This is a genomic window from Hyphobacterium sp. (genome assembly GCF_965228115.1).
Taxonomy (GTDB): Bacteria; Pseudomonadota; Alphaproteobacteria; order Caulobacterales; family Maricaulaceae; genus Hyphobacterium.
In genome coordinates, this window is sequence record NZ_OZ245794.1 from 53,601 (window position 1) to 73,380 (window position 19,780).

Here is a 19,780-nt window from a genome sequence, read left to right on the forward strand (position 1 = left end):
AGGCACCGCAAAATCGCGGGGTCGTTTCACTTCCAGAACGGAGGAACCCCAAAAATGACGACACTTTCCGTCAACACCAATCCGGGGGCGATGATCGCCCTTCAGAATCTGAACAAGACCAATATGCAACTTGAGCAGACCCAATCGCGCATCAATACCGGCCTCGAAGTGGCCGGTGCGAAGGATAATGGCGGTATCTATGCCATTGCCCAGCGGATGCGTTCACAGGTCAGCGGGTATGGCGCAGTAACTGATTCCATCAATCGCGCCATTTCCACGGTTGATGTCGCTTTGGCGGCAGGCGAGGCGATTTCCGATCTCATTATCGAGATGAAGGAAAAAGCGCTCGCGGCAGCGGACTCGTCGCTGGATACGGCCTCGCGCACGGCCCTGAATGAAGATTTTCAGGCCCTTCGCGATCAGGTCAAGACGATCGTTGCCAACGCCGAATTTAACGGCACCAACCTGCTCAATAACTCGGTGGCGTCTATCACGGCGCTCGCGAATGCAGACGGGTCGAACACGATCACGGTAAATGACGAAAACTTCGTTCTGGGGGCGACCGGTTCGCTGATCACGATTGCGTCCAATGCGTCCTATTCTACGGCGACGCAGGCCGACAATATCGCCAGCCAGCTGGGCACCTCGCTCGATAATGTCAACGCCGCTCTGGCGCGTCTCGGTACGGAATCGAAAGCTCTGGGTATCCATCAGACTTTCGTGACCAAGTTGACAGACGCTCTGGAAACCGGGATCGGAAATCTTGTGGACGCCGACCTGGCGAAAGAAAGTGCCCGTCTTCAGTCGCTGCAGGTCAAGCAGCAGCTGGGGATTCAGGCATTGGGCATCGCCAATCAGCGCCCGCAGGCGATTCTCTCCTTCTTCCAGTAGAAGACCGGGGCCGCTTTCCACCACAAGCGGCCCCATTTTTTTCAGCCATTTGAATCCCTTGAATCCGAGCCGGGAAATTCCTGCCCATCGGCAATCCCTGCCGGGCAAGTCTGCCACAAGTCGGCACATTCTGCCGGGTGCAGAAAGTCGCGAAATGCGGCGTCAAAAAGAACACTGAATAAAATCAGCATCTAAGCCCATTTCCTAACAAGCGCTGAATCGGCTTGGCCCTGCGCTTGCGACTCCGCTCGTGGGACAGAAGTCCCTGCTGGCAAAAGGCCGGCATCATGACCAGAACGGGAAAGGGCCAAGAAATGGCTACAATTAATACCAATGCGGGCGCGATGATTGCCCTGCAGAACCTGAACAAGACGAATATGCAGCTTGAGCAGGTTCAATCGCGGATCAATACCGGTCTCGCGGTCTCTTCTGCAAAAGACAATGGTGGCATCTTCGCAATCGCTCAGTCGATGCGCGCAGATGTGGCTGGCTATCGGGCGGTCAGCAATTCCATCGATCTCGCCCAATCCACCACCGACGTAGCATTGGCCGCTGGCGAAGCCATCTCTGATCTGTTGATCGAGATGAAAGAAAAAGCGCTCGCCGGCGCCGACACTTCTCTGGATGCGGCTTCACGGACCGCTCTGAATGAAGACTTCAAGGCATTGCGTGACCAGATCGGCACGATCGTCGCCAACGCCGAGTTTAATGGCACCAACCTGATCTCCAACGGCGCCAGCGACATCACCGCGCTGGCCAATGCCGATGGCTCCAGCACGATCACAATCGGCGCGGAAGACATGTCTCTGACAGGCTCCACGCTGACAATCTCGGCAACGTCATCGTTTGCTACCGCGGGTGCGGCTGACACCATCGCCAGCCAGATCGGCACTTCGCTGGACAATCTCAACGCTGCTTTGGCCCGCCTGGGAACAGGCTCCAAGGCGTTGGAGATCCACAACACCTTTATCGGCAAGCTTTCTGATGCCCTCGAAAAGGGTATCGGCAATCTCGTCGATGCAGATCTCGCCAAGGAAAGTGCCCGCCTCCAGTCGCTGCAGGTCAAGCAGCAGCTGGGCATCCAGGCGCTTGGAATCGCAAATTCCGCACCGCAGGCGATCCTTGGATACTTCCGCTAATTCAGCGGGATAGCAGAATTCGATGAGCGGCATAAACCACTCATCGGATAACCGGGCCGGCAAAACGCCGGCCGTCACAACCAGAATGGAAAGGGCCAAGAAATGGCTACCATTAATACCAATGCCGGGGCGATGATCGCTCTGCAGAACCTGAACCGCACGAATGTAGAGCTGGAACAGGTTCAAAGCCGGATCAACACGGGTCTCGCCGTGGCATCCGCGAGAGATAATGGCGGAGTGTTCGCAATTGCGCAGTCCATGCGCGCTGATGTTGCGGGCTATAAGGCTGTCAACAATTCCATCGACCTGGCGGTTTCCACCGTTGACGTCGCTCTGGCAGCTGGCGAAGCCATCTCCGACCTTCTGATCGAGATGAAGGAAAAAGCGCTGTCTGGCGCGGATTCCTCTCTGGATACGGCCTCGCGCACGGCGTTGAATGAGGACTTCAAGGCATTGCGCGATCAGATCGCGACAATCGTCACGAATGCTGACTTCAACGGCACGAACCTGATCAACAACTCGGTCGCCAGCATCTCGGCTCTTGCCAATGCTGATGGCTCGAACACGATTACGGTTCTGGACGAAAACCTGTCGCTCGGCGGCGGCGTCGTGACCGTAGCGGCCACGGCTTCCTTCGCAACCGCAGCGGCTGCGTCCACGCAAGCCACCGCAATCGAGACTTCGGTGACTAACCTGAATGCGTCGCTGGCGCGTCTGGGCACGGGTTCCCGGTCTCTCGAAATTCACAAAACCTTCGTCGGCAAGCTGTCGGACGCTCTTGAAAAGGGCATCGGCAATTTGGTGGACGCAGATCTCGCCCGCGAAAGCGCACGTTTACAGTCGCTGCAGGTCAAGCAGCAGCTGGGCATCCAGGCGCTGTCGATTGCGAACTCTGCTCCGTCGGCGATCCTTGGATATTTCCGTTAATTCAACGGAATAACTGAATTCGGTGAGGGGCGCATGCCGTTCACCGGATAAGGGCCGGCAAAAAGCCGGCCGACATAACCAGAATGGAAAGGGCCAAGAAATGGCTACTATCAATACCAACGCAGGGGCAATGGTGGCCCTGCAAAACCTGAACCGGACCAATATGGAGTTGGAACAGGTTCAAAGCCGGATCAATACGGGTTTGGCCGTGGCATCGGCCAAGGACAATGGCGGCGTGTTCGCAATTGCCCAGTCGATGCGTGCGGACGTGGCGGGTTATAAAGCCGTCAGCAACTCGATCGATCTCGCCGTGTCCACTGTGGATGTGGCTCTTGCCGGTGGTGAGGCTCTGTCTGACATGCTGATCGAGATGAAGGAAAAGGCGCTTGCTGCGGCTGACTCCTCGCTCGACTCCGCATCGCGGACGGCGCTGAACGCCGACTTCACGGCGATGCGCGATCAGTTGAAAACGATCATCGCAAATGCCGAGTTCAATGGCACCAATCTGATTGACGGTTCGACCACCGGCATTTCGGCTCTGGCCAATGCTGACGGGTCTAACAACATCACGGTTGCTGACGAAGATCTGTCGCTGTCCGGTTCGATCATCACGGTCGCAACCAACGCGTCGTTCTCGACCGCAACCCAGGCTGACAATATTGCCAGCCAGATTGGTACGTCTCTGGATAATCTCAGCGCTTCGCTGGCCCGCCTGGGTACCGGCTCGTCGGCGCTTGAGATTCACAAGACGTTCGTCGCAAAATTGTCTGACGCTCTCGAGAAGGGCATCGGCAATCTCGTTGACGCAGACCTCGCAAAGGAAAGCGCCCGTCTTCAGTCGCTGCAGGTTAAGCAGCAGCTGGGCATCCAGGCGCTCTCGATCGCGAATTCTGCGCCGAGTGCGATCCTCGGATACTTCCGTTAATCGCGGGAAATGGGTGGCTGGAATTGAAGGGGTTCCATTCCGGCCACTCACCCCCCGATTTGGAGGTATCCAGCTTGAGCCAGGAGGCGTTGGCGGCGCTCCCGTCAGCGGCTTAAAATGAATGAGTTGGTACAAAACATATCAGCCTCGGCACCGGTGACGCCGGTCGGCTTCAAAGCCGCCCCGCCACCCGCACGAGAGCCCAGCAAGGATGACACAGACGCTCAACAGCAAGAGCAGGACGACCGCGCGTCCCGAGAGGAACTCGCGGCAAGTATTGACCGGCTGGCTGAAAAGGCGTTTTCGAACTCACGTCTCGCTATCGAAAAGCACGAAGGCGCAGACCTGTTCGTTTACCGCCTGATTGACAGCAGCAACGGGTCGGTCGTCCGGCAATGGCCCACTGAAGACTTCCTGTCTCTGCGCGAGTATCTGCGTACGAAACAGGGGGGATTGGTCGACCAGCGCGTCTGATTTCCAGAGCCCGGCAAAAGCGGGCCTGGTAAGCGCATTTGCACCCGGCAATTTTGACCGCCCGGGTGAACGGGAAAACTGCGCCCCAATTTACCCATTGAAAATACAACAGAAATTATAGAGCCAAAGCGGCACGCCCCTTGCGACATCGTGTGACGAACACCGGGAATCTCTCCCGCCGTCCGAAGGACACGAAACCCAGGGGAACCGCATGACCCTTTCAATTCACACCAATGCTGCCGCCATGGTGGCGCTCCAAAATCTCAATAAGACCAATAATGAACTGGCCGATGTTCAGACCAAGCTGAACACCGGGCTGCGCGTCGGCGGCGCAAAAGACAATGCCGCCGTCTTCGCCGTGGCGCAGGGGATGCGCTCGGATATTCGCGCGCTGACGGCTGTTCAATCCAGTCTTGACCGCTCGGTCTCGATTGCCGACGTGGCGTTGGCGGCTGGCGAAGCCATCTCTGACCTTCTCGTCCAGATGCGTGAAAAAGCCACTGCGGCGATGGACCCGTCCATCGATACCTTCTCGCGCCAGGCCTATGACGCCGATTTTAAAGCACTCATCGATCAAATCTCGGTCATTCTTCAAAATGCCGAGTTTGACGGTGCCAACATCCTCAATGGCTCGATTACAGGCGGCATTGAATTCCTCGCCGATGCCGATGCCTCGCGCTCCATTACCCTGCGCTCTCAAGATCTCAGCCTGGGCGGTGCGGTAATCACGCTGGCCGCGTCGGCCAGCCTTGGCACGGTCACGCTGGCCACAGCGGCGGTATCGTCCATCCAGGCCAGCCTAGATAATGTGAACCAATCGCTCGCCAATCTCGGCTCTGACGCCAAGAAGATGGAAGCCCACCGAACCTTTGTGGGCAAGTTGATGGACTCTCTCACCGAAGGAGTCGGTAATCTGGTGGACGCCGACCTTGCCAAGGAAAGCGCGCGTTTGCAGGCCTTGCAGGTGAAACAGCAGCTGGGCGTGCAATCGCTGTCGATTGCTAACTCCCAGCCTCAGATTATTCTGAACTTGCTGGGTGGCCGATAGCGCTAACCCAATTCATGCGGAATAAAGGCGGCGGGCTTTCGGGTCCGCCGCTTTTTCTTAAACAGCCGCAGGCAATAGGTCCCAGCAATCTTCATAATTGAGCCATCGAGCCCAGGTGGTGACGTGGATCGGTTTCCGTGAGTATCCTTTCACCATCACGCCTGCCGTGTTCTTTCTCTTGTCGCCAGATGGGGTTTTTCCGTTCAAATATTCACGGTGAATCGCGAGCGCGTCGTTACGCGCAATCCCACCGGGTATAGTCAGCAGCCGGTAATGCGGCACCTCGAATCCTATCTCTGTATTGGGCTCCGCTGGCAGAAACGCGAATACGAAATCATTGTCTTGAAGCTGCTCAACCGATGTGTCTCGGCCGAGACGGACATGATGTTTGGTTCGGGATGTTTTGACCGATACTCTGAATTCTTCGCGACCCGTCGCGATCAAGTCGATAACTGGATAATTGCCACCAATCAGCGCGACTCGATAGCCGCGTGAGACCAATAGATCTCTGGCCAATAGTTCTCCAGCGTTCCCGATACGTGTGTTCAATCTAATCCTGACTTCTCATGCCAACCGACTCCCGTCAGATATGGCGTATGAGCGTGCGCTTCCTTTCATACGGTCGTCAAGCGATTGACGAGGCCGATATCGAGGCCGTTACGCGCGTCCTGACATCAGACTTCCTCACCACTGGCCCCGAAGTCGACGCCTTCGAGCGCGATTTCGAGCAGGTGACCGGCGCCAAGCACGCCGTGGCCTGTGCCAATGGCACGGCGGCACTGCATCTGGCGCTGGCCGGGCTGGACGTGGAGGAGGGCGATGTCTGCATCGTGCCCACCATTACCTTCATGGCGACCGCCAATGCTGTGCGCTATTGCGGCGGCGAGGTGGTCTTTGCCGATGTCGATCCTGACACCGGGTTGATGACCCGCAACACGCTGGCCGATGCCATGGCGCGCGCAGGCAGCGACGTGAAAGCTATCCTGCCGGTCCATCTGGGTGGGCAAAGTTGCGATATGGCGGCGATTGCCGACCTGGCACGGGAATCCGGCGCGCGCATTGTCGAAGATTCCTGTCATGCTCTGGGCACGCAGCGTTCTGGCGGGCATATCGGCGATGGCAAATTCTGCGATGCCGCGACCTTTTCCTTCCACCCGGTCAAGACCATTGCCGCCGGAGAGGGCGGGGCAATTACCACCAATGATGCCGAGCTGGCCGAGACGATGCGCCGCCTGCGCAGTCATGGCGTCACGCGCAATCGCGAGGAGTTCATCGGCGATCCACAGGAGCCCTGGCGGCAGGAATTTCACGAACTGGGCTGGAATTATCGCTTGCCGGATATCAATGCGGCGCTGGCGCGCTCGCAGCTGTCAAAGCTAGGCGCCTTCGCCACTCGCCGCCGGGAACTGGCCGCACTTTATGATCGCGCCTTGCCGCGCCTGGGCGAGCATGTCCGCCCGGCGGGACGCCTGCCGGAACAGACACCCTGCTGGCATCTCTATATCGCGCTGATTGATTTCGAGGCGCTTGGCACCACACGCACGGATGTCATGAATGCGCTATGCGAACGCGGTATCGGCACGCAGGTGCACTACATCCCGGTCCACAGCCAGAAAATCTATGAGGATAAGGGTGCGTATCCCGGCGCGGCGCAATATTATGCGCGATGTCTTTCCTTGCCGCTTTTCGTCGGCATGGAAGATCAGGATGTGCATCGCGTGGCGCGCGCGCTCGGCGATGTGCTGGGACTGAAAGCCCTATGATCTGGCTGCGCTGCCGCGCCGGGCTGAGGATTGGCACCGGCCATGCCGAGCGTTGTCTGACGCTGGCCAAGGCCATCCAACAAGAGAACGGGAAGGCTGGCCTGATCCTCGATCAGGATGCCAAAAGCTACAATTCGCGCGCCAATACCGCTGGATTGCCGGTTCAGACGATGTTGCCGGGCGAACCGCTCGCTGCAGAAGCCGCCGACTATCCTGACGGCCCGGTCGTGCTGGATCTCTCCAACCCGACCTTGCTGGACGGCCTGTCCGATTTGGTTGCCGCGCTGAAAGCTCAAGACCGCCCGGTCGCCCTGATCGAAGGGCTGGATCATGAAGCCTATAACGGCGCGGCCACTCCGGATCTCGTCATCACGCCTTATCTCGGCGCTTTGCCGCGAGACAGCGCTGGCTGGATTGGCGGAGGCGAGTATGCCGTGCTGGGTGAGGAATACGCGACGGAGCCGACGCCTCTTGAGGATCGAAATTCCATCCTGATGATGATGTCGGGCTCTGATCCCTGGCACCTGACCGAGACAACGCTCGCCGCGGCAAAGGCCTTTGGCAAAAAGCTGATCGTGGTCATCGGCGGCAGCATTCCAGAAGAGCGGGCGCGGCAAATCGCGGCTGAGGCAGATGCTATCGGCGCAAGGGTCGCACACGCACCTTCGACCCTTCACCCGCTCTTCCTGCAATCGCGCGCCGCCCTGATCGGGCCGGGTCTGGTGAAATACGAGGCAATTGCCACACGCACGCCGCCGGTCATCGTCAGTCCGGGAGATCAGTTCGTCGCGACCCAGTCCGCTTTTGTTGAGACCGGGTTGGCGGAAGTGCTCAGCTCCACCCAACCGGATTTCGCTGAAGCTTTAAAGCAATCCCTCTATCGAGCGCTGCAATCCACACCCGACTGGCCGGCCATCATCGACGGCCTAGGCGCGCGCCGCGTGGCGCGTCAGCTGATCGCGCGCTTTGGCGAATAATCGTTAAGAAGAATCGCGCGAGACTTCCCTACGAAACTGGGAAGTGCTTTATGACGCGCCACGAAAACCCGCCTCGCGCAGCTTTTGCCATCGCCGGCCGCGAGATCGGCGACGGCCATGCGCCCTATGTCATCGCGGAAGTTTCCGGCAATCATAACAAGGACTTGTCAAAAGCCTTGAAAATGATCGAGGTCGCCGCCGATTGCGGTGCGGATGCGGTGAAGTTCCAGACCTATACTGCGGACAGCCTAACCCTGCCGAGTGTCAAGCCGGACTTCCAGATCACCACCGGCACCTGGGCCGGATGGAATTTGCACCAGCTCTATCAGGAAGCCGCCACACCCTATGATTGGTTTCCGGCGCTTTTTGATCATGGCCGGGCCCTGGGCATCACGGTGTTTTCCTCACCCTTCGATAATGACGCGGTGGATCTGCTCGAAGGACTAGAGGCACCGGCCTACAAGATTGCCTCCAACGAGTTCACCGACTGGCCGTTGATCCGCCGTACCGTACAAACCGGCAAGCCGGTCATCCTCTCCACCGGCACGGCCACGCTGGAAGAAATTGACGTCACGGTGGCCTTCCTGGAACGAGAAGGCATCACCGAGTTTGCCCTGCTACATTGCGTCAGCGCCTATCCCGCTCCCATCGACAGCGCGCGTATGCGCAACATCACGGCCTTGCGGGAGCGCTTCCCTGTGCCCATCGGCTTTTCCGATCATACGCTGGATATCACCGCGCCGATCGTGGCGACATCTTTGGGCGCATCCATCATCGAAAAACACTTCGTGCTGGACCGGTCCGAGGGCGGGCCGGATTCTTCCTTCGCGATTGAACCTGAAGAACTGCGCCGCCTGTGCGAGACGGTTCGCGACGCCCATACCGCATTGGGCGGGCCGCAATTCGGCATGAAGGGAGCCGAGACCAAGTCGCCCATTTATCGCCGGCATTTCTATGCGACGCGGGACATCGCCGCGGGCGAAGAGATCAGCGCCGAGAACGTGAAAGCCATTCGCGCCCGCAAGGGTATCGCTGCGCGAGACTTTGAACGCCTGTTCGGCGCAAAAGTGTCGGTAGATATTCCCGCGCACGAGCCGGTCACCTGGGAGGCGATTGATGAGTGCGAATAAGGAGCTGGTGATTTTCGGCTCGGCGGAAATGGCCGAGCTGGCGCATTTCTATTTCATGCAAGATAGCGAATACGACGTCGTCGCCTTCACCGTTGATGATGACTATGTCGAGGAAGACACGTTCAACGGCCTGCCCATGGTGCCCTGGTCCGAAGCAGTGTCGCGCTTCTCACCGGACCAGTACGACATGCATGTCGCGCTCTCTTACATGAAGCTGAACCGTTTGCGGCAGGCCAAGTTCGAACAGGCCAAGGCGGCCGGCTATTCGCTGGCCAATTATATCTGTTCAAAATCAGCGACCTGGCCTGACCTGGTGATGGGAGAGAATTGCTTCATCCTGGAAAATCAGACCATCCAGCCAACGGTCAAGCTGGGCGATAACGTCATGCTGTGGTCGGGCAATCATATCGGCCATGGCACTCATATCGGCAGTCACACCTATTTTGCCTCGCACATTGTGGTGTCTGGCCATTGCCGGATCGGCGAACGCTGTTTCTTTGGTGTGAACGCCACACTGCGCGACTTTCTGAAAGTCGGCGATGAGGCCTTCATCGCCATGGATGCCAGCCTGACGAAGGATGTCGAAGCGGGCTCTGTCGTGCTCGGCGCACCGGCCACCGTCTTTGGTCCGGACGACGCCAAGGGTCGGAAAATCCGCAACAATTATTTTGGCCTCGATGACTAGGTGGCGAAAACTCGGCCTTGTGATCCAGCCCGAACCGGAAACCTGGTGGGGCCGCACGCATGCCATGCTGCCCACGCCGGACCATGTCGAAGGCTCGCTCTGGCGTATCTGGTGGGGTGGGCGGAATGACCAGAACCAGTCGCATATCGGCTGGTCTCTGATTGATCTGGAACAGCCCGACGTGGAGATTGAACGCGCCGTCGAACCCGAGCTGACGCCGGGCCGCCTCGGCACGTTTGATGATAATGGCGTTCTGCCCTCCTGCGTGATCCACACCGGCGGCGTAACGCGGCTTTATTATATCGGTTTCAAACCCGGCGGCACGACGCGCATGGATCTGTTCGGCGGGCTGGCCATCCGCAAAAAAGGCGAGGCGGGTTTCACGCGCTGGTCCGAAGCACCGATCATCGAGCGCTGTCCCGCCAACCCCTTCATCAACACCGCGCCCTGGGTGGTGAAAGCCGAGACCGGCTGGCGCATGTATTATGTCGCCGGGGTGGAATGGGTGCATGCCGATCTGCCGCGCTACAACATCCAGATTGCAACCTCGGACGATGGGCTGAACTGGCAGCGCGACGGCCGCATCGCGATTGATTTTGAACACGGTGAGAATGCGCTGGCCCGGCCCTTTGTCTGGCAGGACGGTGAGGTCTGGCGCATGTGGTTTGCCTCCAAGGGGGAAGCGTATCGCTTGCAACAGGCGATCTCGAGCGATGGCCTGAACTGGACCCGCGAGGAGCCACCAGCTCTGCAACCGGGAGACGGTGAGGACAGCGAGATGGCGGAATACGCCATCGTCCTGAGCCATAAGGGCCGGCAGATCGTCTTCTATAACGGCAATGATTACGGGAAGGGCGGCGTGCTGGCCGCAATCGAGGAATGATGCCCGCGCCTGAAACCACCCCCAAACGCGCGGCCATTATGCAGCCGACCTTCCTGCCCTGGTGCGGATATTTTGCGCTGATGGACGCGGTCGATCTCTTTGTCTTTCTGGATGACGTCCAGTTCGACAAACGCTCCTGGCAACAGCGTAACCGCATCAAGACGCCTAATGGCGTGATCTGGCTGACCGTGCCCGTGCTGACCAAGGGGCGGCGCGATCAGACGATTGCCGAAGCCGAGATCCAGCCGGGCACCAAATTCCCGGATGCCATGTGGCGCACCATCGAGATGAATTTCGCCAAGGCCCCGTTCGCAGATCGTTATCTGCCAAAGCTGCAGGAGATCATCGCGAGCCAAAGCTCCCGCATCGGCGAATTGAACATGGCGGTCGTCAACTGGATGGCGGGCGAGTTTGGCATTTCAACGCCAACGGTTCGTGCTTCGCAAACGCCGGTCTCTTCCGTAAAGGCCGACCGGCTTGTAGAATTGTGCCAGGCGAATGGCGTCACGGACTATCTCTCACCACCGGGGTCGAAAGCCTATCTCGAGGAGAGCGATGCCTTCGAGAGTGCTGGCATCTCGCTCGACTATTTCGACTACACCCATCCCGAATACGCCCAACTTCACGGTGCATTCGAACCTTACATGTCCGCGCTGGATCTGCTGGTAAATGAGGGGCCGGAGGCGAGACAAATCCTCCGCTCCGGGATCAAAACATGAGCCGCCGCATCGCCATCATCCCGGCGCGTGGGGGGTCGAAGCGCATTCCGCGCAAGAATATCCACCCCTTCGCCGGACAGCCCGCTTTGACGCATGTGCTGAAAGCGGCCGAAGCTTCCGGCCTGTTCGATGTCATCCATGTCTCAACCGAAGAACCCGACATTGCCGCTGTGGCGGGCGCTGCCGGATATGTGCCGGAATTTCTGCGCGATCCGGTGATCGCGGATGATTTCACGCCCATCCGCTCGGTGATAGGCTGGACGCTGCGCGAATATGATCAACGCGGTCAGCATTTCGAGACAGCGGTATTGCTATACGCCACAGCCTTTTTCCTCGAACCGGACGACATCGCAGGCGCGGTGGAATTGTTTGAAACGCACCGCACCCATCCGGTCTTGGGCGTTGCCGAGATTGGCACACCCATCGAGAAACTCTTCATCAAGCAGGACGGCTTATTACGCACCGCGGATGAAGCGAAATTCGGTGCACGCACGCAGGATCTGACGCCCGCTTTTCAGGATGCCGGCGCGATCGGGGTGTTTGCTGCGCCCAGCCTGATGGCCGAGGAAGATGGCAGCGCCCCCTTACATTTCCGGCCCTTTATTCTGGACCGGATGAAGGCCATCGATATCGACACCGAAGACGATTGGGCGTTTGCCGAACGCCTCTATGCCGCAGGGAAAAATCCATGAGTTACAAAACCGAACAGGAAGCCTTCTGGGCCGGGCAATTTGGCGATGAGTATCGCGAGCGCTGCGCCCTGAAACCTGAGCTGGTGGCTGCGCGCACCGCCTGCATGGCGCGCATGCTGCGCAAGGCGGCACCGGTCGGGTCAGCGTTCGAGGTTGGCTGTAATATCGGGCTGAATCTGGTCGCTTTGAAGAACGTCTCACCGGCCACCGAACTGGACGCCATCGAAATCAATGCGGAGTCCGCAAAGGCCGCCAATGCGCTTGGCATAGCGAAGGTCGAAGCAGCCTCAGTGCTCGAATACGAACCGGCGCGCACCTACGATCTGACCATGATTTGCGGCGTGCTGATCCACCTCAATCCGGAGGTCCTGCCGCAGGTCTATGACGTGCTGTTCAACGCCTCCAACCGCCACATCCTTTTGTTTGAGTATTACAATCCCACCCCGGTCGAGGTGAATTATCGCGGCCATGAAGGCCGACTGTTTAAGCGCGACTGGGCCGGTGAAATGCTCGACCGCTTCAAGGGTCAGCTGGAGCTGAAGGATTATGGCTTCTTTTATCATCGCGACCCGATTTCCTGGTCCGATGATGGCACGTGGTTTTTGCTGGAGAAGCGCTAGGCCCGCAGCGCCTTCAGACGTTCCTCGACCAGCCCCTGCAACGCCCTGGCATCCATGATTTCCGGATTGCTGTCCGAGGCATAGGCGAACTCTTCCGGCACATCGCGTGCGCCGTCAGCGCGATACCGCACCCGCAACTCGGCATCCATGGCTGGCAGGATGGCGTAGCGATCCTCCAGCTCCACCGTCTGGCGGGCATCATCGGCGGGCACCATCACCTCGTGAAGCTTTTCGCCGGGACGGATGCCAATGGACTTATGCGGCAGATCCGGGGCCATGGCGCGGGCCAGCTCGGTGATCGACATGGACGGGATTTTCGGCACGAAGACTTCGCCGCCCTTGGCCATTTCCAGGCTGGAAAGCACGAAATTCACGCCCTGATCCAGCGTAATCCAGAACCGCGTCATGCGCGCATCGGTGATGGGCAGTTCGGTGGCCCCATCCTCGATCAGCTTGCGGAAGAAGGGCACGACCGAGCCACGAGAGCCGATGACATTGCCATAGCGCACCACGCTGAAAATCGGGCCATTGCGCCCGCCCATATGTTGGGCCGCTGTAAAGATTTTATCCGAGGCCAGCTTGGACGCGCCATAAAGATTGATCGGGCTGGCGGCCTTGTCGGTCGAGAGGGCGACAACGCGTTTCACATCGCGCTTGATGGCGGCGCGCACCACGTTTTCCGCGCCTATCACATTCGTCTTGATGCACTCAAACGGGTTGTATTCGGCAATTGGCACATGCTTCAGCGCGGCGGCATGCACGACGATGTCTACATCGCGCATGGCCATATCCAGGCGGGTTTCATCGCGCACATCGCCGATGAAATAACGCAGGCAAGGATGCTCCGCTGGTGAGAATTCCTGAGCCATTTCATATTGTTTCAGCTCATCACGCGAAAAGATGATCAGCTTGCGGGGCTTGTATTCAGCCAGAACGGTTTTCAAGAACCGTTTGCCGAAGGAGCCCGTGCCGCCCGTGATCAGGATCGTCTGGCCGTCCAGATTAATGCGCGGCTTGGCGAAATCACGCCCGGAAAAGAGTTGTTCAATGTCGGCGGCTGGAAGCGAGGCGAGCGTGGCCATTTTCATCCTGTCGAATCGTTTGTTTTCAAGGCTTGCGGTGCGCCGGTTAACGGCTCGTTAGGCGGAAAACAGGATCATCAAATCCAGTGACAAAAGGGGGATCGCCATGACGCTCGCAGTCATCGTGCAGGCTCGCGCCGCATCCTCCCGCATCCCGTTGAAATTACTGGAATCCCTGGGCGGCCGCAGTGCTCTGTTGCGCTGCATGGACCGCTGCCACGAGATTGAAGGTGTGGACCTGGTCATTGCGGCGGTCGCTGGGACGCACGCCGATGACGAGATTGCTGAAGAAGCCACCGACGCCGGCTTCATGGTCACGCGGGGTCGGGAAGACGATGTGCTGGGCCGCATGGCCCGTGCCGCACATGATTCCCAGGCCGAAACCATCATCCGCATCAGCGGTCATCATCCCTTTATCGACCCGCAAATCTGCACCCGCGTTGTGCACCTCCTGCAGGACACACATGCCGATTTTGCATGCAATAACATGCCGATGAAGTTTCCCGACGGGCTGCAATGCGAGGTGTTCCCGGCGGCCATCCTGCATGAGGCGGACCGCAATGCGACCAGGCCCTTTGACCGCGAAAGCGTCACCGGATGGATTCGCACGCATCCAAAAATGCGCCGCGTGGCCCTCACCGGGCCGGGCAATGGCATGGAGCATTTGCGCTGGGCGCTGGAAGAACCAGAAGATCTGGAATTCTGCTCGGCCATCTTCGCCGAAATGGGGGAGAAAGCCGCGACCATGAACGCCGCAGAGCTCGCTGCTTTGTGCCTGCGCCGCCCGGATATTACCGGGCTGAATTCAAAACTAGCGCGCCTGGAAGACGCACTCGGCGAGCCGGAATTTTCGACCCCGCCCATCCCGCTTCATGTAGCGGCTTAACCACCCCGCATTCACCAATAAAATAAACCAAATCCCAATGACTTGAGCGGACAATCCGGGCAGGTTTTTCGGAGTGTGCCCGCGTGAACATCACGCCGTTCGATTTTTCTGCTTTGACGGGCTGGTATCAGGCCCGCACGGCAACACGGCTGGCCAGCCTGGCGACGCCGCAATCGAACGTGTCTGCCGCCACCAATGCCGCCGCCCGGCAGGGCGATGATGTGTTGCCGCCCTGGGATGTGCGCGGTGAGATAACTGGTCTCGATGAAGTCAGCCGCAAAGTGCTGGGCAATGGGCGTTTCTTTGATAACGCGCTGAGCGAGTTTTCCGACACAGACGCCTCCACCGACATCAAATCGCTCTTCGCCATGCATCAGGGGCTACGCCGCATGTATGCGCTGGCCAATGAGGCCGCCGACAAGACCACGATCGACAGCCGCAGGGATTTCCTCGACCGGCGTTTCACTGAAGGTGTCACACAGCTCGACAGCTTTTTTCAAAGCCTCGATCTGGAAGGCGTGAACGTCCTGAAGGGCGAGGAATTATCCAAGGCCGAGGCCGAAGTGGCGATCTCGCGCGGGCTTTCGGAATACACCACCGGCATCATCCATTCCGGTGATTTCGATGCGGAAGTCGCCAGCCTGACCGGCGACGTTCAATTCACCATCTCGGTGCGCAAATCGGGCGTGACAACAGACGTCAATATCAACCTCGCCGATATGGGCGCGATGGTGCGCAATCTCGATAACATCGCGGCCCACATCAATACGCAGATGGAAGCCGCGGGCATGATCTCCACCTTCGAGCGGGTGAAGATCGGCGAGGAAGACGATAACGGCATCGTTCCCGGCAATGATTTCGGCTTTAAGATTTCCGGAGCGTCCACGGAAGTCATCACATTCTCAGCCGCCAGCGCCAATCCGGCGGTTTATCTCACTGGCACTTCCGGCCTCAATGAGACCGCAGGCGGGCAAGTGATCAAGCTGACGGACCTCGCCTCCGGCACGCCCACCACAGAATTTTCCCGCCGCTTGGAAGCGAGTGCAACCGAGCTGACGACGGTCGATAAGGATGGTGAGGAATCCACCTCAACGGAAGCGAACGCGCTGACTCTGAAAGCCTCCGCCCTGGGTGCAGATGGCGCGCTTTACGTGCTGGGCGAGACCAGCGCCGATGTCGATGGCCGGGTCGTCAAAGGCGAGAGCGATCTGGTCCTGCAAAAGCTGGATTCCACCGGCAAAGTCGTCTGGACACGCACGTTGGGCGCGGCCAGCGAAGCCTCCGGCGCGGCGATCACGGTTGATCCCAATGGCGATATTGTCGTCGCTGGAACCGTGCAGGGCGCGCTGGGCGAGACCACCAATGTCGGCGGTACGGACAGCTTTGTTGCCAAGTTCAACACCGCCGGCGTGGAGCAATGGTTGCAACGCTTTGGCGGTACGGCAGATGACAGCGCGGCCTCGGTCTCGGTCGCCGCTGACGGGTCTATCTATGTCGCCGGGCAAGCGGCCTCCGGCTTTGGTGGCGAAGCCCATGCCGGCGGGGCCAGCGATGGCTATATCCGCAGCTTTGCCAGTGATGGCACGCTGTCCTACACGCGGCGCATCGGCTCTACCGGGGATGAACGCGCTCAGGCCACCGCCATCGCTTCTGACGGCGGATTGCTGGTCGCCAGCAATGAGGATGGCCGGGCGATTCTGCGCAAATATGACGCCGCCGATGGGGCGTCTGCCGCCCTTTGGGAAGTGGATCTCGGCGATCTGGAAAATGGCGCGATTGGCGGTCTGACGGTTGATGGCAATGACATCTATTTCGCGGGCTCGGCGGGGTCCGGCTTTGCACCCTCTGCACCGTTGACCGCGCAATCCGGGGGACGCGATGCGGTGGTGGTGAAGCTGACCGATGGCGCGACCCCGACCACGCAATGGACGCAATTTGTGGGGTCTGATGCCGATGACAGCGCTGCCTCTGTGCAGGTCTCATCCGGTACGGTCTACATCTCCGGCAAAACAACAGGCGAGCTCTCCGGCACCACCCAGAACGGCACCCGAAACGCCTTTGTCTCCGCCATCGATACCACAACAGGCACGGTGAATTTCTCCACGCAAATCTCCGGGCGAGGGGGTGTTTCCCAAGCCACAGGGCTGGCGGTCGATCCCAATGGCGACAGTGTTCTCGATGCGCTCGGAATGCCGTCTGGCACGCTGGCCTATGCCGATACGCGCGTGGTGACGGATCGCACATCGGTGCGCGAGGGCGATCATTTCTACCTTTCCATTGATGGCGGCCGGCGCAAGAAAATCACCATAGATGCCGATGACACGCTGCGCGCGCTGACCTTCAAGATCAATTCTGCCCTGGTGCTCGATGGCGCTTCCCATGTACGCCGCACCAGCAATGGCGATGTCCTGCGCATCACGCCCAATCCGAATGTCACAATTGAATTGTTCGCAGGCTCCGAAGGTCAGGACGCGTTGCAAGGCATTGGCCTGAAAGCCGGGTCCGTCACGGGCAAGGAAAGCCTTTTAAACCGGGATGAAGATTCCACCTCTGCGGCTCCGGAAGTCTTCGCGCTGGAATTGCCGACCGAATTGTCTCTGGCCAACCGGGACCGCGCCGCCGTCGCCGCCAAGGCGCTGGAAGATGCCATGAATGTGGTTCAGCGCGCCTATCGCGATCTCACCACGCCGCAAGCGCTGAAGGATCTTTTTAATGGCGAGAACGGCCCGGGCCGTCGCGGTGGCACCGTGCCCGCCTATCTCACCTCGCAGATCTCGAATTATTCGGCTGGTTTGGCACGGTTGCAGGCGGGGGCCGGCGCAGGCGCGACTGCGTTTTTCTAAGCCCTTTGATTCACTGCTATCGCAGGGGCAGAGCCCGCCGCCTTGGCAGAGCCCGGGCCATAGCCCGCAGTCTGGTCATTCAGGCGTGCGGCTTCATCGGCGACAGCGCGGACCACGCCTTCGGTCAGGACACGCAGGGCATCCACAGCGCGGCCATTGGCTTCCAGCGCAGTGGTGAAGTGTGCGGTGGCCTGTTTCAGCTGATCTTTCAGCGCCACCGGGGCCGCTTCCAGACGATCCGGTTCCTGTTTCACCGCGGCAATCTCGCGGCGATAGATCGTCGCCAGCTTGGATTTTTCATCCTGAAAGGCTTCGGCCTCTAAAGGCTTGCGCGATTCAAACAGGGCGGTTTCTTTTTCGATCAGCTCGGTCAGGCGCGTGGTCAAAAGGATCAGCGCCTCGGCGCGCTCGGCGGGATTGTTCGCGGCGAGTAAGCTCATGCCTCTTCAGCCTCCTGATAGCGCAGGATTTCCTGGGTTAGATTTTCCGACAGGCCAATGCCGCCGGCGCCGGCCATGATGCGCGCATATTCTTCATGCAGCAGGCCCTGAAAGGCGCTTTCGCCTGGCCCGCCATTGAAGGGGTTATTCTCGCCCACGCCCTTGAACATGGCCTCGACCATCTGCGAGAGGAAGAAGGCTTCAAATTCCTCGGCGACCTGCCGGGCTTCTTCCTCGCTCTGGACCTGACGAAGCTGAGGCTCTCGCCCCGAAGACGCACCTTGCAGCGCCTGGTTCAATAAGGCATCGGGGGCGAGAAGGGTGTCCATTTAGAGAACCTCGATCTCGGCCTGCAGCGCGCCAGAGGCTGCAATCGCTTGCAGGATGGCGATCATGTCACGCGGGGAAACGCCCAGCGCATTGAGGCCATCAACGAGGTCTGACAGTGACACGCCATCATCCAGAACGCCCAGCTGGGCCATGTCTTCTTCCACCGACACATTGGTACGCGGCAGGACCACCGTTTCGCCATCAGAGAAGGGCGCGGGCTGGCTGGCGATCGGGCTTTCGGTAACAGAGATAGTCAGATTGCCCTGCGCAATCGCGACGGTGGACACGCGCACATTTTCGCCCATCACAATGGTGCCGGTGGCTTCATCAATGATAACGCGGGCAGGCATGTCTGGCTCAACGCGAAGCAATTCCACCTCGGCGAGAAGCGCGACCATGTCGCCTTCATAAAAGCCGGGGCGGGTGAGAACGACCGTGGCGGGGTCGGCAGCGCGGGCAGCATCCGCGCCGAGATAATTATTGATGGCTTCGGCTGTACGGCGGGCGGTGGTGAAGTCCGGATTGCGCAAGGCGAGACGGATGGCGGAGCGGTTGGCGAGGTCAAAGTGCAGCTCGCGCTCCACCAGACCGCCAGACGCAATACGGCCAGCGGTCGGCACGCCGCGGGTGACAGACGCGCCGTCGCCTTCAGCGGCAAACCCACCCACAGCAACCTGTCCCTGACCGACCGCATAAACCTGACCATCCGCACCGATCAGCGGCGTGGCGATCAGCGTGCCGCCCTGCAGCGAGGAGGCATCGCCAATGGCGGAGACAGTGATGTCAACGCGGGTGCCTTGAGTGGAGAAGGGGCGCAGATGCGCGGTGACGATGACGGCAGCTGTGTTGCGCGTGTTCAGCGTGGCATCGCGCGTGTTCACATCAAACCGTTCCAGCATGGCGGAGAGGGATTGGCGGGTGAAAGCGGCGTTACGCAGGCTGTCGCCGGTGCCATCGAGGCCCACGACCAGGCCATAGCCGACCAGCTGGTTCTCGCGGACGCCTTCAACATCGGTGATGTCCTTGATGCGCGAATTGGCATGGGCCGGCGTGGCCAGCACGGCGAGGCCCAGCACAAAAGTCAGGAAGGCAAAAATATAAGTGGCGCGGCGCATGATCGGGGTATTCCCTTTGTTGTTACATGCGGAGTTGCGAAAGCCGTGCCAAATGGCGCCTAGATCAAACCATTGAAATTAATAGGAAAAGTGAGAAATAAAAGCTCTCCAAACCCGGCAAAACCCGCCGAAATCGCATACTGTAGGCAGAAATTGCCGTGTGGAATCCGTGCGTTAAACACGTGTTAAGCCAAACTCCCTGACGTTTGGC

Annotated in this window: 21 protein-coding genes; 16 read left to right on the top strand and 5 right to left on the bottom strand. The window is 59.3% G+C overall.

What is annotated here, in order from left to right; translation table 11 throughout:
- Positions 1-54: 54 nt before the first annotated feature.
- The 6 genes from ACO079_RS00725 to ACO079_RS00750 all read left to right on the top strand — a co-directional run bounded on the left by ACO079_RS00725 (position 55) and on the right by ACO079_RS00750 (position 5,404).
- Complete coding sequence (locus tag ACO079_RS00725) at positions 55-891, top strand: flagellin (protein WP_421791045.1); 837 nt, start codon at positions 55-57, stop codon at positions 889-891.
- A 314-nt stretch (positions 892-1,205) separates the two neighbouring features.
- On the top strand, positions 1,206-2,030 hold the full coding sequence (locus ACO079_RS00730) for a flagellin (RefSeq protein WP_421791047.1): 825 nt from the start codon (positions 1,206-1,208) through the stop codon (positions 2,028-2,030).
- A 102-nt stretch (positions 2,031-2,132) separates the two neighbouring features.
- Positions 2,133-2,957, top strand: a complete 825-nt coding sequence (locus tag ACO079_RS00735) for a flagellin (RefSeq protein ID WP_421791049.1) — start codon at positions 2,133-2,135, stop codon at positions 2,955-2,957.
- Between the two features lie 100 nt (positions 2,958-3,057).
- Positions 3,058-3,882, top strand: coding sequence for a flagellin (locus ACO079_RS00740; protein ID WP_421791051.1), 825 nt, complete (start codon positions 3,058-3,060; stop codon positions 3,880-3,882).
- A 117-nt stretch (positions 3,883-3,999) separates the two neighbouring features.
- Positions 4,000-4,356 carry a flagellar protein FlaG gene (locus ACO079_RS00745; RefSeq protein ID WP_421791052.1) on the top strand — a complete coding sequence of 119 codons (357 nt, stop codon included), beginning with the start codon at positions 4,000-4,002 and terminating at the stop codon, positions 4,354-4,356.
- A 211-nt stretch (positions 4,357-4,567) separates the two neighbouring features.
- Positions 4,568-5,404, top strand: a complete 837-nt coding sequence (locus tag ACO079_RS00750) for a flagellin (protein WP_421791054.1) — start codon at positions 4,568-4,570, stop codon at positions 5,402-5,404.
- Between the two features lie 57 nt (positions 5,405-5,461).
- Here ACO079_RS00750 and ACO079_RS00755 read toward each other — a convergent pair whose 3' ends face one another.
- Entirely contained in the window at positions 5,462-5,920 is a 459-nt protein-coding gene (locus ACO079_RS00755; RefSeq protein ID WP_421791056.1) for a hypothetical protein, read from the bottom strand.
- An 80-nt stretch (positions 5,921-6,000) separates the two neighbouring features.
- Between ACO079_RS00755 and pseC the strand changes: the two genes are divergently transcribed.
- Genes pseC through ACO079_RS00795 form a run of 8 tightly spaced genes read left to right on the top strand, consistent with a single transcriptional unit; the run spans position 6,001 to position 12,873 of the window.
- Positions 6,001-7,167, top strand: coding sequence for a UDP-4-amino-4,6-dideoxy-N-acetyl-beta-L-altrosamine transaminase (pseC, locus tag ACO079_RS00760; RefSeq protein WP_421791058.1), 1,167 nt, complete (start codon positions 6,001-6,003; stop codon positions 7,165-7,167).
- Entirely contained in the window at positions 7,164-8,144 is a 981-nt protein-coding gene (locus ACO079_RS00765; protein WP_421791059.1) for a hypothetical protein, read from the top strand. Before pseC ends, ACO079_RS00765 begins: the two co-directional genes overlap by 4 nt.
- A 50-nt stretch (positions 8,145-8,194) precedes the next feature.
- Entirely contained in the window at positions 8,195-9,274 is a 1,080-nt protein-coding gene (pseI, locus tag ACO079_RS00770) for a pseudaminic acid synthase (RefSeq protein ID WP_421791060.1), read from the top strand.
- The gene (locus tag ACO079_RS00775; protein WP_421791062.1) at positions 9,261-9,959 is read left to right on the top strand and encodes an acetyltransferase; all 699 of its coding nucleotides are present in this window, start codon (positions 9,261-9,263) and stop codon (positions 9,957-9,959) included. The genes pseI and ACO079_RS00775 overlap by 14 nt, the downstream gene beginning before the upstream one ends.
- 19 nt (positions 9,960-9,978) lie before the next feature.
- Positions 9,979-10,842, top strand: a complete 864-nt coding sequence (locus ACO079_RS00780; protein WP_421791063.1) for a hypothetical protein — start codon at positions 9,979-9,981, stop codon at positions 10,840-10,842.
- Positions 10,839-11,561 (top strand): WbqC family protein, encoded by a 723-nt coding sequence (locus ACO079_RS00785; protein WP_421791065.1) that lies wholly within the window; start codon positions 10,839-10,841, stop codon positions 11,559-11,561. Before ACO079_RS00780 ends, ACO079_RS00785 begins: the two co-directional genes overlap by 4 nt.
- Positions 11,558-12,253 carry a cytidylyltransferase domain-containing protein gene (locus ACO079_RS00790; protein ID WP_421791067.1) on the top strand — a complete coding sequence of 232 codons (696 nt, stop codon included), beginning with the start codon at positions 11,558-11,560 and terminating at the stop codon, positions 12,251-12,253. Before ACO079_RS00785 ends, ACO079_RS00790 begins: the two co-directional genes overlap by 4 nt.
- A complete protein-coding gene (locus tag ACO079_RS00795; RefSeq protein WP_421791068.1) occupies positions 12,250-12,873 on the top strand; it encodes a pseudaminic acid biosynthesis-associated methylase in 624 nt (207 codons plus the stop codon). Before ACO079_RS00790 ends, ACO079_RS00795 begins: the two co-directional genes overlap by 4 nt.
- On the opposite strand, the gene pseB is transcribed toward ACO079_RS00795, so the two are convergent.
- Positions 12,870-13,955 carry a UDP-N-acetylglucosamine 4,6-dehydratase (inverting) gene (pseB, locus tag ACO079_RS00800; protein WP_421791069.1) on the bottom strand — a complete coding sequence of 362 codons (1,086 nt, stop codon included), beginning with the start codon at positions 13,953-13,955 and terminating at the stop codon, positions 12,870-12,872. The genes ACO079_RS00795 and pseB overlap by 4 nt on opposite strands.
- 106 nt (positions 13,956-14,061) lie before the next feature.
- On the opposite strand from pseB, the gene ACO079_RS00805 reads away from it, so the two are divergent.
- On the top strand, positions 14,062-14,841 hold the full coding sequence (locus tag ACO079_RS00805) for a glycosyltransferase family protein (RefSeq protein ID WP_421791070.1): 780 nt from the start codon (positions 14,062-14,064) through the stop codon (positions 14,839-14,841).
- Positions 14,842-14,924: 83 nt separating this feature from the next.
- Positions 14,925-17,684, top strand: a complete 2,760-nt coding sequence (locus ACO079_RS00810) for a hypothetical protein (RefSeq protein WP_421791072.1) — start codon at positions 14,925-14,927, stop codon at positions 17,682-17,684.
- On the opposite strand, the gene ACO079_RS00815 is transcribed toward ACO079_RS00810, so the two are convergent.
- The 3 genes from ACO079_RS00815 to ACO079_RS00825 are packed head-to-tail and all read right to left on the bottom strand — an operon-like array spanning position 17,681 to position 19,569.
- Complete coding sequence (locus ACO079_RS00815; protein ID WP_421791073.1) at positions 17,681-18,124, bottom strand: flagellar basal-body protein FlbY; 444 nt, start codon at positions 18,122-18,124, stop codon at positions 17,681-17,683. The two genes, ACO079_RS00810 and ACO079_RS00815, sit on opposite strands and share 4 nt — an antisense overlap.
- Positions 18,121-18,453: a rod-binding protein gene (locus ACO079_RS00820; protein WP_421791075.1), complete on the bottom strand. Its 333-nt coding sequence runs from the start codon at positions 18,451-18,453 to the stop codon at positions 18,121-18,123. Before ACO079_RS00820 ends, ACO079_RS00815 begins: the two co-directional genes overlap by 4 nt.
- Positions 18,454-19,569, bottom strand: coding sequence for a flagellar basal body P-ring protein FlgI (locus ACO079_RS00825; RefSeq protein ID WP_421791076.1), 1,116 nt, complete (start codon positions 19,567-19,569; stop codon positions 18,454-18,456).
- Between the last annotated feature and the right edge of the window lie 211 nt (positions 19,570-19,780).

Coding starts and splice junctions, on each gene's coding strand:
- ACO079_RS00725 (WP_421791045.1), top strand. CDS start 55: ATGACGACACTTTCCGTCAACACCAATCCGGGGGCGATGATCGCCCTT.
- ACO079_RS00730 (WP_421791047.1), top strand. CDS start 1,206: ATGGCTACAATTAATACCAATGCGGGCGCGATGATTGCCCTGCAGAAC.
- ACO079_RS00735 (WP_421791049.1), top strand. CDS start 2,133: ATGGCTACCATTAATACCAATGCCGGGGCGATGATCGCTCTGCAGAAC.
- ACO079_RS00740 (WP_421791051.1), top strand. CDS start 3,058: ATGGCTACTATCAATACCAACGCAGGGGCAATGGTGGCCCTGCAAAAC.
- ACO079_RS00745 (WP_421791052.1), top strand. CDS start 4,000: ATGAATGAGTTGGTACAAAACATATCAGCCTCGGCACCGGTGACGCCG.
- ACO079_RS00750 (WP_421791054.1), top strand. CDS start 4,568: ATGACCCTTTCAATTCACACCAATGCTGCCGCCATGGTGGCGCTCCAA.
- pseC (WP_421791058.1), top strand. CDS start 6,001: ATGAGCGTGCGCTTCCTTTCATACGGTCGTCAAGCGATTGACGAGGCC.
- ACO079_RS00765 (WP_421791059.1), top strand. CDS start 7,164: ATGATCTGGCTGCGCTGCCGCGCCGGGCTGAGGATTGGCACCGGCCAT.
- pseI (WP_421791060.1), top strand. CDS start 8,195: ATGACGCGCCACGAAAACCCGCCTCGCGCAGCTTTTGCCATCGCCGGC.
- ACO079_RS00775 (WP_421791062.1), top strand. CDS start 9,261: ATGAGTGCGAATAAGGAGCTGGTGATTTTCGGCTCGGCGGAAATGGCC.
- ACO079_RS00785 (WP_421791065.1), top strand. CDS start 10,839: ATGATGCCCGCGCCTGAAACCACCCCCAAACGCGCGGCCATTATGCAG.
- ACO079_RS00790 (WP_421791067.1), top strand. CDS start 11,558: ATGAGCCGCCGCATCGCCATCATCCCGGCGCGTGGGGGGTCGAAGCGC.
- ACO079_RS00795 (WP_421791068.1), top strand. CDS start 12,250: ATGAGTTACAAAACCGAACAGGAAGCCTTCTGGGCCGGGCAATTTGGC.
- pseB (WP_421791069.1), bottom strand. CDS start 13,955: ATGGCCACGCTCGCCTCGCTTCCAGCCGCCGACATTGAACAACTCTTT.
- ACO079_RS00805 (WP_421791070.1), top strand. CDS start 14,062: ATGACGCTCGCAGTCATCGTGCAGGCTCGCGCCGCATCCTCCCGCATC.
- ACO079_RS00815 (WP_421791073.1), bottom strand. CDS start 18,124: ATGAGCTTACTCGCCGCGAACAATCCCGCCGAGCGCGCCGAGGCGCTG.
- ACO079_RS00820 (WP_421791075.1), bottom strand. CDS start 18,453: ATGGACACCCTTCTCGCCCCCGATGCCTTATTGAACCAGGCGCTGCAA.
- ACO079_RS00825 (WP_421791076.1), bottom strand. CDS start 19,569: ATGCGCCGCGCCACTTATATTTTTGCCTTCCTGACTTTTGTGCTGGGC.